General features: G+C 39.9%; 9 protein-coding genes and 1 tRNA gene. All 10 read right to left on the bottom strand.

Annotation, left to right across the window (positions count from 1 at the left end):
• Window positions 1-50 precede the first annotated feature (50 nt).
• The 10 genes from FUA48_RS01215 to mraY all read right to left on the bottom strand — a co-directional run bounded on the left by FUA48_RS01215 (window position 51) and on the right by mraY (window position 11,207).
• Window positions 51-124: transfer RNA gene (locus FUA48_RS01215), tRNA-Arg, on the bottom strand.
• A 48-nt stretch (window positions 125-172) separates the two neighbouring features.
• A complete protein-coding gene (locus FUA48_RS01220) occupies window positions 173-622 on the bottom strand; it encodes a GatB/YqeY domain-containing protein (RefSeq protein ID WP_147581740.1) in 450 nt (149 codons plus the stop codon).
• A gap of 93 nt (window positions 623-715) precedes the next feature.
• A complete protein-coding gene (gene ftsZ, locus FUA48_RS01225; RefSeq protein ID WP_147581741.1) occupies window positions 716-2,701 on the bottom strand; it encodes a cell division protein FtsZ in 1,986 nt (661 codons plus the stop codon).
• A 13-nt stretch (window positions 2,702-2,714) separates the two neighbouring features.
• On the bottom strand, window positions 2,715-4,097 hold the full coding sequence (gene ftsA / locus FUA48_RS01230; RefSeq protein ID WP_147581742.1) for a cell division protein FtsA: 1,383 nt from the start codon (window positions 4,095-4,097) through the stop codon (window positions 2,715-2,717).
• Between the two features lie 3 nt (window positions 4,098-4,100).
• On the bottom strand, window positions 4,101-4,823 hold the full coding sequence (locus FUA48_RS01235; RefSeq protein ID WP_147581743.1) for a cell division protein FtsQ/DivIB: 723 nt from the start codon (window positions 4,821-4,823) through the stop codon (window positions 4,101-4,103).
• Complete coding sequence (murC, locus tag FUA48_RS01240) at window positions 4,810-6,162, bottom strand: UDP-N-acetylmuramate--L-alanine ligase (RefSeq protein WP_147581744.1); 1,353 nt, start codon at window positions 6,160-6,162, stop codon at window positions 4,810-4,812. Before murC ends, FUA48_RS01235 begins: the two co-directional genes overlap by 14 nt.
• A gap of 13 nt (window positions 6,163-6,175) precedes the next feature.
• The gene (gene murG / locus FUA48_RS01245; RefSeq protein ID WP_147581745.1) at window positions 6,176-7,267 is read right to left on the bottom strand and encodes an undecaprenyldiphospho-muramoylpentapeptide beta-N-acetylglucosaminyltransferase; all 1,092 of its coding nucleotides are present in this window, start codon (window positions 7,265-7,267) and stop codon (window positions 6,176-6,178) included.
• Between the two features lie 34 nt (window positions 7,268-7,301).
• Window positions 7,302-8,612: an FtsW/RodA/SpoVE family cell cycle protein gene (locus tag FUA48_RS01250; protein WP_147581746.1), complete on the bottom strand. Its 1,311-nt coding sequence runs from the start codon at window positions 8,610-8,612 to the stop codon at window positions 7,302-7,304.
• Window positions 8,613-8,646: 34 nt separating this feature from the next.
• Window positions 8,647-9,978 (bottom strand): UDP-N-acetylmuramoyl-L-alanine--D-glutamate ligase, encoded by a 1,332-nt coding sequence (murD, locus tag FUA48_RS01255; RefSeq protein WP_147581747.1) that lies wholly within the window; start codon window positions 9,976-9,978, stop codon window positions 8,647-8,649.
• A 2-nt stretch (window positions 9,979-9,980) separates the two neighbouring features.
• Window positions 9,981-11,207 carry a phospho-N-acetylmuramoyl-pentapeptide-transferase gene (mraY, locus tag FUA48_RS01260; RefSeq protein ID WP_147581748.1) on the bottom strand — a complete coding sequence of 409 codons (1,227 nt, stop codon included), beginning with the start codon at window positions 11,205-11,207 and terminating at the stop codon, window positions 9,981-9,983.
• Between the last annotated feature and the right edge of the window lie 5 nt (window positions 11,208-11,212).

Below are 11,212 nucleotides of genomic sequence, written 5' to 3' on the forward strand. Positions count from 1 at the left end.
ACAACATAAAAAAAGCGCTATAAGTAAAGTTTACTTATGGCGCTTTTTCGTGACCGCGGAGGGGTTCGAACCCCCAACCCTCAGAGCCGAAATCTGATATTCTATCCAGTTGAACTACGCGGCCTCTTAAAGTTCATCAGATTTTCTAAAATCTGATAAACTCTAATTATTTTTATGCTAAAAGTCTTTTAACTACTGCAGAGATTGTTTTACCATCTGCACTACCGGCAAGCTCTTTTGAAGCAACACCCATGGTTTTACCCATATCACCCATACCGGAGAAACCGTTAGCCTCAATTATCTGCTTAACTTTAGCTTCCACCTCTTCTTCGCTTAACTGAGCAGGAAGGAATTTCTCTATAACTGCAGCCTGCTCAATTTCTGGAGCAGCAAGGTCTTCCCTACCCTGTTCTGTATAAATAGCAGCACTGTCTTTTCTTTGCTTAACAAGTTTTTGAAGCAGCTTTATCTCTTCTTCCTCTGCTAACTCTTCTTTAGCACCACTTTCAGTCTGAGCCAGTAATAATGCCGATTTAACAGCACGTAGCGCCTCAAGGGTTACTGTATCTTTTGCCTTCATGGCTGTTTTCATGGCGTCCATGATTTGCGTTTGTAAACTCATAAGTACAGATTTTTAAAATATGAATGCGAATATAAAAAAATTAACCCGAAAGTATAAAGCGCTTTCGGGTTAAAGGATCACATTTGGGTTAGTTTAATCTACATTGTCATGCAGGAAAGAATTGTTAGATCGTAACTGTAAATCGTCGTTACTGTCTGTTCCTAATGAAAAGCGTGATTTGCTGTTATCAGGCTTAGATGCATTAAGATCTATTCCCATCCTTTTATAAGCAGGCTCTTTTTCAATTTCATCTATCCTTGAAGAGCTGTTGTGGAATTTATAGTTAAACTCCTTCATTTTTCTTCTGCGCTCTTCTGCCCTTAACCTTAAGGTCTCATCTATAGTCATTTCAACCGGAGAGATATCAGCCTGATTTGTTTCAGCCTTAACCGGCTCTTCCGATTTCTTAAACGTAATGTTTAGCTCTTCATCTACCGGCTCTTCTACCTTGGCAACCGGCTTAGAAGATAAAAGCTCATTTTCTTTTTCAAGATACTCTTCCAACGAATATCTTACAACACCAGTTTCGTTAAGCTCTGTCATAGGCACAACCTGTACAGCATCCTTAACCTTTATATCTTTAGCCCCTTCATCAAGAGAAAATAATGTTCTTTCTTCTCTTTTTACATTATCAGTTGTAAGATCAAAAGAAAAACTTATCTGTTCTTCTTTAGGAGCGATAACAAACTCCGGATCTATAACCTCAATTTCTCTAACATCTTTAATTACCGGCTCAAAAATCTCAGGTTCAAACTTTTTAGGCTCTTCCTTAACCGGAGAAACTATCTCAAAAAACACATCAAGATTGTTTATATAATCAGTAGTAGGGATAAGTCCGGCTTCTGCCTCAATCTTTGTTTCTGCAACCGGCTGTTGTATCTCCTCTTCTACTTCTTCTTCAAGCGTAAACACAACTTTCTCTTCCTCTACAGGAATATCTGCCTTAACTTCAGGTTTTGGCTCTTCTTTAGCTGGTGAAGCAAAATCAAATGAAGAGATCACTGATTTCTGACTTAAGTCGCTTACCAGTTTTTGCTCTTCTTCAAGTGCATGGATAATCTTTTTAGGCTCAGTATTAACAATCTCGTTTTGTTGCTCAACATTAAAGCCCGTAGCAATAATTGTAACCGCAATAGCTTCACCTAAAGTTTCATCTTCACCAACACCCATAATGATATTAGCATTAAATCCTGCTTCCGACTGGATATGGTCGTTAATTTCACCTATCTCATCAATAGTAATTTCGTTAGTACCCGAAACGATTAGTAATAATACGTTTTTAGCACCTGTAATCTTATTATCATTAAGAAGTGGTGAATCCAATGCATCAACAATAGCATCTTTAGCACGGCTTTCGCCTGTTGCCACTGCCGACCCCATTATAGCGGTACCACTGTTTGCCAATACTGTTTTAGCATCCTTAAGGTCAATATTCTGAGTATAGTGATGTGTAATAACCTCTGCAATACCTCTTGAAGCTGTCGCTAATACTTCGTCAGCTTTAGAGAAACCGGCTTTAAAGCCAAGGTTACCATACACTTCCCTTAATTTATTATTATTGATAACGATTAAAGAGTCAACCTGCTTTCTTAACCTTTCCACACCCTGAAGGGCCTGTTCAGAGCGTACTTTACCCTCAAACTGAAAAGGTATGGTTACAATACCCACAGTAAGCACGTCTCTTTCTTTTGCCAGTTTAGCAATTACAGGAGCAGCACCTGTACCGGTACCACCGCCCATACCTGCCGTGATAAATACCATCTTGGTATTTGTATCCAGCATTTTTTCGATTTCCTCAATGCTCTCTAAAGCAGACTGTTGTCCAACTTCGGGATTTGCTCCCGCCCCAAGACCTTCGGTAAGACTAACTCCTAACTGTATCTTGTTTGGCACCGGACTGTTTTGAAGCGCCTGTGAGTCAGTATTACATACTACAAAATCTACTCCCTTGATTCCCTGCTTAAACATGTGGTTAATAGCGTTGCTACCGCCACCGCCTACACCAATTACCTTGATTACGTTTGATTGGTTTTTTGGTAAATCAAACGAAATACTTCCAAATTCTTCATTGCTCATCATAATCAATCGGGTTTTACTCTGCGTTATCTAAAAATTCTTTAATCCTATCTATATATTTATCAAAAAATGACCTCTTAACCTTTTTCTCGGTAGAGTCATCAATACTCTTTTCTTTTTCTACAGCTACTTCTTCAAGTTCTTCAACCGCTTCTGCAGCTCTAACCTCTGTATAAACTGGCTGATGCCTTACCGGCTCCGGTTGCCTTACCTCATTTATAGGTGTTGCACTCCTTGTGTTGTTCCTGATGCTGTTCATAACAAGACCTACTGCTGTTGCATAAAGCGGACTTGATATTTCCTCATCAGAGTTTCCGGCAAGGTGCTCGTTAGGGTAACCTATTCTGGTATCCATCCCGGTAATGTACTCTACAAGCTGTTTTATATGCTTAAGCTGAGATCCACCTCCTGTTAGCACTATACCTGCTATCAGTTTTTTGCGCGGATCTTCATGACCGTAAGCTTTAATCTCTGCAAATACCTGCTCTATAATTTCCACTACTCTGGCATGGATAATTTTAGAAAGGTTTTTAAGCGAAATCTCTTTAGGTTCCCTGCCTCGTAACCCTGGAATGGAAACAATTTCGTTATCCTTGTTTTCACCCGGCCATGCCGAACCAAATTTCACCTTAAGCAGCTCTGCCTGTTTTTCTATAATAGAGCAGCCTTCTTTTATATCTTCTGTTATTACGTTTCCTCCAAAAGGCACTACCGCTGTATGGCGAATAATACCGTCTTTAAATATGGCAAGGTCTGTTGTACCACCTCCTATATCAATAAGTGCTACACCTGCCTCTTTCTCTTCCTGACTAAGTACCGCATCTGCCGAAGCAAGCGGCTCTAACGTTAAGCCCGAAAGATCAAGTCCTGAGCTCTTAATGCATCGGCCCACATTCCTGATAGATGAAGCCTGCCCTACCACTACATGGAAGCTGGCCTCAAGCCTGCCGCCATACATACCTATAGGCTCTTTTATCTCAGTTTGCCCGTCAATTTTAAATTCCTGAGGCAATACGTGGATAATTTCTTCACCCGGCAGCATAGCCAGTTTGTGCACCTGATTAATTAAAAGATCAATATCTGCATCCCCAATCACTTCTTCAGGATTGCTCCTGCTTATGTAATCGCTGTGCTGGATGCTGCGAATGTGCTGGCCGGCAATACCTACCACCACATCATGTATTTTGTATCCTGAATCAGCTTCGGCTTCCTGAACCGCCTGCTGTATCGACTGGATAGTTTGTGTAATATTATTAACAACTCCTCTGGCTACACCAAGGCTTTTGGATTTACCAACACCTAAAATTTCAAGTTTCCCGTACTCATTTTTCTTGCCTATCATGGCAACAATCTTTGTTGTCCCGATATCTAAACCTACTGCAATGCTTTCTTTTTCCATATCCTATTTTTTGGCGCACACAACCTGTTGTGTAAATTTCAGATTTATCGTTTTGTAATTCTCTATCAATGTATCCCTTACTGCATTTTGAAAAAATGCCTTATAATTATTAAACTTCTTCTCTACATTTACCATCTTCCCGAAAAGTATCACATAACTATAATTTCGGCTCATCATTTTTAGCGATCCCGTAGGGGTAATCTCAATCCCGATGATATTCTTTCTTAAAAAATCGTCGTCATAAATATATTTTACTAACGAGTAAAGCTTAGTTTTATCAACGCCGTTAAGGGCTCCGTTTACTAACAAAACCCTAGCTGTTGAATTTTCGGATAGCGGCATTTCACTTCCTTTGTAATCAATGTAATACGACTCTCCTCCTTCAAAAATTCTTGCAACCGGTACTCTTTGCTTAACAATTGCCTTTAGCTTGCCGTCTACCGTAGCGAATACCTCTGCATCATCAATCATAGGATTTGACTCGAGTCTTTTCTCCACGCTATTCAAATCTAATTTATCTTTCGTTATGCTCGTTACACTGTTAAAATTTTGTATCAACAACTTATTAACTTTATCAAGGGTAATAAACTCCTCATTATCCGCAAATTCAACATCGGCAGACACAAAATATCTGCTTACGTTCCTTTTTGCAGAAAAGGAATAAAGGAAAATAACCACCACAGCGATTACAAAAAGCCTTATATTATCCCAGTTAATTCTTTTCATCAAGTACCTTTTTTATATCAGGAATCATCTCCCCTATATCTCCTGCTCCTATTGTAACAATTACAGAAGCATCTGTCATTTTCAAAAACGGAATCAGGTCCTTTTTTGAAATCAGTTTCTTATTCGGATTATCTATTTTATCCAAAAGCCATTTTGAAGTTACTCCTTCAATAGGCAGTTCCCTTGCCGGATAAATATCCAGCAACACTATATTATCAAAAGCCGAAAGGCTTCGTGCAAATCCGTCTATAAAATCCCTCGTCCTGCTAAAAAGATGGGGTTGAAACACAGCCAGCACTTTCTTATCAGGATACAGTTCTGATACCGCCTGATGCACGGCATCAATTTCTGTTGGGTGATGCGCATAGTCATCAATATAAACCAGGTTGTCTTTTTTAATCTGGTAAGAAAACCTTCTTTTTACCCCTTTAAAAGTTTCCAATGCCGACTTGATATTATCGTCAGACACACCATAGGTTTTAGCCATAGCCAGCGCCATTAGCGCATTGGTTAGATTATGCCTGCCCGGAAGCGCAAATTTTATTTCCTCTATTTTACCCTGCGGTGTTTCGGCATCAAAAACATACCATCCGTTTTCAATTCTTATGTTTACCGCATTGTAATCACTACCGTTTTCGGCACCTACAGTCACACCTTCAAGAGGCAGACCTTTAGTTATAAATAGTTTCTTTTTATCCTTAACCTTATCGGCAAACTCTGTAAACGATGCCTCAATAGCCGAACTGTCTCCATAAATATCCAAATGGTCGGCATCCATAGAGGTTACACAGGCTACATCAGGATGCAGGTGTAAAAACGAACGGTCAAACTCATCAGCCTCAGCTACAGTTACGGTTTTTCCTTCACCTACTATATTAGAATTATAATTCTCAACAATACCTCCTAAAAATGCAGTTACATCTACTTTGCTCTGATACAGTATATGCCCCAGTATACTTGATGTAGTTGTTTTACCGTGCGTACCCGCCACGGCAAAACAATAAGTACCTTTAGTGATTATACCCAGTACTTCTGCTCTTTTTTTAACTACAAATCCGTTTTTAAGGAAGTAATTCCACTGAAAATGCTCCTTAGGCACCGCAGGTGTTACCACTACAAGCGTATTGTTTTTATTAAGGAACGGCAGATCTATAAGCGCAATACTGTCTTCAAAATGAACACGTATTCCGTTTTGCTTAAGCTCATCGGTAAGATGTGTAGAAGTACGGTCGTACCCTGCCACATTTTTACCTATAGATTTAAAATAGCGGGCCAGAGCACTCATACCTATGCCTCCTATGCCTATAAAATAAACGTTATGTATCTGGTTTAAATCCATATATGCTTAAGCCCTACTTAATCAGTTTTATAATTTCTTCTACTATATCATTTGTGGCATTTGCCTTTGCCAGCTTTTTAATATTCTCACTCAGTTTTTGCTGCTTTCCTTCATTGGTTATCAAATCAGCGAACACATTTTGGAACTGTGTATCCAATTGTACTTCTTTTAAGAGCAGCGCACCATCCTTATCCACAATTGCCTGTGCGTTTTTCGTCTGATGGTCTTCTGCCACATTAGGCGATGGTATAAACAACACTGGTTTACCTACTATACAAAGCTCTGAAACCGACGATGCCCCTGAACGTGATATAACCACATCGGCTGCTGCATATACAAGATCCATCCTGTCTATAAATGACAGTACCTGAACCTGCTTATCATCTCCATAATGCCTGTATTCTTCATAATACAGTTTACCACACTGCCATATTATCTGTACATCCTGAGCTAAAAGCCATGCCAGCTCTTTTGCAATAAGCTGGTTAATTCTCCTTGACCCAAGGCTTCCTCCCAAAACAAGCAATGTTTTTTTGTTAGGATTCAAACCAAAATGAGCCACAGCTTCATCTCGCTTCCCGCTTACGTTTATCAAATCCTGTCTTACAGGATTTCCTGTAAACACAATTTTTGAAGCAGGAAAAAACCTATCCAGATTATCGTAAGCCACACAAATAGCATCTGCTTTTTTAGACAGCCACTTGTTCGTTATACCCGGAAAGGAGTTTTGCTCCTGTATTACCGTTGGCACTCCTAAAAACGACGCTGCCTTTAGTAAAGGTCCGCTGGCAAAACCACCTGTCCCTATTACCACATCAGGCTTAAACTGCCTTACTATCTTTCTTGCCTTAAACAGGCTGTTAATCATTTTTACAGGCAACAGTGCATTATCCAGCGTTAACTTTCTCTGTATACCTGCTATCCATAATCCTTTTATTTTGTAGCCCGCCTGTGGCACCTTTTGCATTTCCATCTTATCCTTTGCTCCTACAAAAAGTATCTCACAATCAGGAAAACGGAATTTAAGCTCATTGGCAATAGCAATGGCAGGATAGATATGCCCTCCTGTGCCACCTCCACTCAATATGAATCTCTTTACTGCCATTGCTATTTATTATTTTTAATCTTTGATATCTTATTTATGGTTTACCCATTACTGCATGCATTGGGTTTTTCGTTTCATCCTCTATAGAAAAAGCGGCCGATGTTTGTCCTTCCTCTTCTTCTCTCTCCCTGCCTTCTTCTTCCAGATGCTTGTCTATCATTCGTTGCAGGGCTTCTTCACGTTCTTCTTTCTCCAGCCTCTCCTGCTCTATTTCTTCATCTTTCTTGGTTACGCTCAAAATAATGCCCACAGCAATACATGTCATCCAGATGGAACTACCACCGCTACTGATAAGCGGTAAGGTTTGCCCTGTTACCGGAAGCAGCTCAACAGCGACTCCCATATTGATAAGTGCCTGAAATATGATAGGAAAACCTAACCCCACAATGAGCAGCTTACCAAAAAGTGTCTTGGCTTTATGTGCCGACACCAGAAACCTAAAAAACAGCATTAAATACAGAAACAATACTCCTATCCCCCCTATCAATCCGTACTCTTCAACGATAATCGCGAAGATAAAATCGGAAGATGACTGCGGCAGGAAGTTTTTCTGTACACTCTTACCGGGACCTAATCCGTTAATCTTTCCTGTAGCGATTGCAATTTTTGCTTTCTCTATCTGGTAATCGTCTTCATTAGGTTTATCTGAAAAGAAGCTGTCAACCCTCGAAATCCAGGTATCAACCCTGTTAGGCATTGCGTTAGGAAAAGCCTTTGCAAAAACAACAAAGAATACCAGCATAGCTACACCCATACCGATTATAGTGCCCAGATACCTTAACGGATACCTCCCCACAAATACCAGCATACAAACCATGCTGAATATAAGAGCCGTGGTAGAGAAGTTAGCCGGAAGTATTAACGCAAGCACTATAAATACCGGAATCCACAATTCAATGAACGATGATTTAAAGGTTATTTCCTTATCCTCAATCTTAGCCAGGTACCTCGCCACATACACCATTAGCACTATAAATGCCAGTGCTGATGTTTGAAAGGTAACCCCAATAAAAGGTACTTTTATCCAGCGGCTTGCATTAGCACCGTCTATAACCGTACCCTGAAAAAAGGTATACACCAGCAGGAGGCCTACTATAGGCAATCCTATCTGGGATAACCCCCTGTAGTAATGATAAGGCACTTTGTGAACAAAATAAATAAGCGCAAAGCCTATAAAGATGTGCACCAAATGCTTAACCAGATAACCTATGGTAGATCCCTTACCGATTACATACACAAGGTTTGCACTTGCGCTGAAAACCGGCATGAACGATATAAGGGCCAGTAGTACTACAAACGACCAGATTCCTTTATCTCCTTTAAGGCTATTGATTAAATCTCTCATTACTCTTTGTTTTTGCCTTTACAAAAGGCAGGTTTTATAAATTCTGCACGGCCGCCTTAAACAGTTTTCCGCGCTCTTCATAATTCTCAAAAAGATCAAAACTTGCACATGCCGGAGAAAGCAATACTGTATCTCCTTTTTCTGCCAGGCTTTGCGCAATCTTTACCGCCTCTGTCATACTTGTGGTCTCAACCATCACGTCTACCACATTACTGAAGGCGTTCATTATTTTCTGATTATCCACACCAAGACATACAATAGCTTTTACCTTTTCTCTTACTAACTGCATAAGCTCATCATAATCGTTACCTTTATCAACACCACCCACAATCCAAACTGTTGGTGTGGTCATACTGTCCAGCGCAAAAAACGTTGCATTGGTATTGGTCGCTTTGGAGTCGTTTATATACTGTACGTTTTGTATTTTAAGTACTTTCTCCAAACGGTGCTCAACACCCTGAAAGTTGGAAAGGCTCTCCCTAATCGTATCTTTCCTGATACGCATCAGCTGTGCTACTGCAGTTGCTGCCATAGCATTTTTTACATTGTGCTTTCCTTCTAATGATAATTCGTTTATCGGCATGGTAAATTCTTCTTTATTGATGGTTGAAATAATCTTATTCTCTTTTACATATACTCCCCCTTTAACTTCTTTTGTAAGTGAAAAAGGTATTTTTTTGGCTTTTATCTTATTCTTATCAAGCCACTTTTTAATCTCCTCGTCATCGGCGTCATAAATAAGGAAGTCATCCTTAGTCTGGTTCATGGTAATCCTGAACTTTGCCTCTATATACAGGTCAAAATTATAATCGTACCTGTCTAAATGATCCGGGCTTATGTTTGTTATTACCGCTATATTGGGACTGTATGTTTCTATCCCGTCCAGCTGGAAACTGCTTAGTTCAAGCACATAGCCTTCATGTTTGTTCTCTGCAACCTGCCAGGCAAAACTTTTACCTACATTTCCGGCAAGCCCCATATTTAATCCTCCTTGTTTAAGCAGGTAATGGGTTAGCATTGTTGTAGTGGTCTTCCCGTTACTTCCTGTTATACCTACAGTTTGCAAATCGATATATTTCGCAGCAAACTCAATTTCTGATATTACAGGAATACCTTTCTTTTTAAGCAGCTTTACTATTGGCGACTTATCCGGTATACCGGGGCTTTTCATTACTACATCGGCATTAAGGATAAGCTCCTCAGTATGCTTTTCCTCTTCCCATTCCAGTTTATTAAGTGCAAGAACTTCTTTATAGTTGTTTTTAATCTTTCCGAAATCAGACACAAATACATCATATCCTTTTTTCTTTCCTAAGATTGCGGTACCTACACCGCTTTCTCCGCCTCCTAATACTACTAACCTCATACTTACCTAAGTTTTAGTGAAACCAGTGAGAATATTGCCAATAGTATCCCTACAATCCAGAAGCGCGCTACAATCTTGCTTTCATGATATCCCTTCTTCTGGTAATGATGGTGAAGTGGCGACATCAGGAATATACGCCTGCCCTCCCCATATTTTTTCTTCGTGTATTTAAAGTAGCCCACCTGCAGTACTACCGACAGGTTTTCCGCTAAAAATATTCCGCATAAAACCGGTATAAGCAGCTCTTTTCTAACTGCAATAGCCAAAACTGCTATTATACCGCCTATGGTAAGGCTTCCCGTATCTCCCATAAATACCGATGCCGGATAGGTATTGTACCAAAGAAAACCGATAAGCGCCCCCACAAAGGCCGAGATAAACACCGTCATCTCTCCCGAGTTGGGGATGTACATTATATTGAGGTAGTTGGAAAAAATGATATTACCCGAAACGAATGCAAATATCCCGAGGGTGAGTACCGCAATAGCCGATGTACCTGCCGCGAGCCCGTCTATTCCATCGGTAAGATTAGCTCCGTTAGATACTGCCGTAATGATGAATATCACTACAGGAATAAAAATCAGCCATGCATAGTTTCTATAGTTATCGCCTGTCCATGCAAGGATCTCGGCGTAATCAAACTCATTATTTTTAAAGAACGGAATGGTAGTCGCTGTAGATTTCTCTTCATGAGGCCCTGCATTAGAAGCCATTTGTTCTGTACTGTAAATATTTACTTTAGAAGTATCTGTCCTTACAGTTACTGCCGGGTGGAAATAAAGTATATAACCCACGATAAGACCAAGACCTACCTGACCAACAACTTTAAACCTTCCTTTAAGACCTTCCTTATCTTTCTTAAATATTTTAATATAATCGTCAATAAAACCGATAGTTCCCATCCAAAGCGTGGTAACTATAAGCAGCATTACATAAATATTGTCAAGCTTTGCCAAAAGGATTACAGGAATAAGAGTAGCCATGATAATGATAAGCCCCCCCATTGTTGGTGTACCTGCTTTTTGTGCCTGCCCCTCAAGGCCAAGCTCGCGAACAGTTTCACCTATTTGCTGCTTCCTTAGGAAATTGATAATCTTTTTACCAAAAACAGTAGAGATAAGCAACGACAGTATAACTGCCATACCAGAACGGAAAGTGATATACTGAAATACCCCTGCTCCCGGCACATTAAGATGTTTATCTAAATAGTCAAATAAATAGTATAGCATACTTA

The organism is Flavobacterium alkalisoli, assembly GCF_008000935.1.
GTDB lineage: Bacteria > Bacteroidota > Bacteroidia > Flavobacteriales > Flavobacteriaceae > Flavobacterium > Flavobacterium alkalisoli.

Bases quoted from the DNA above. Each gene is read 5' to 3' on its own strand.
- ftsZ (WP_147581741.1), bottom strand. From the start codon at position 2,701: ATGATGAGCAATGAAGAATTTGGAAGTATTTCGTTTGATTTACCAAAA.
- FUA48_RS01250 (WP_147581746.1), bottom strand. From the start codon at position 8,612: ATGAGAGATTTAATCAATAGCCTTAAAGGAGATAAAGGAATCTGGTCG.
- FUA48_RS01235 (WP_147581743.1), bottom strand. From the start codon at position 4,823: ATGAAAAGAATTAACTGGGATAATATAAGGCTTTTTGTAATCGCTGTG.
- murG (WP_147581745.1), bottom strand. From the start codon at position 7,267: ATGGCAGTAAAGAGATTCATATTGAGTGGAGGTGGCACAGGAGGGCAT.
- mraY (WP_147581748.1), bottom strand. From the start codon at position 11,207: ATGCTATACTATTTATTTGACTATTTAGATAAACATCTTAATGTGCCG.
- murC (WP_147581744.1), bottom strand. From the start codon at position 6,162: ATGGATTTAAACCAGATACATAACGTTTATTTTATAGGCATAGGAGGC.
- FUA48_RS01220 (WP_147581740.1), bottom strand. From the start codon at position 622: ATGAGTTTACAAACGCAAATCATGGACGCCATGAAAACAGCCATGAAG.
- ftsA (WP_147581742.1), bottom strand. From the start codon at position 4,097: ATGGAAAAAGAAAGCATTGCAGTAGGTTTAGATATCGGGACAACAAAG.
- murD (WP_147581747.1), bottom strand. From the start codon at position 9,978: ATGAGGTTAGTAGTATTAGGAGGCGGAGAAAGCGGTGTAGGTACCGCA.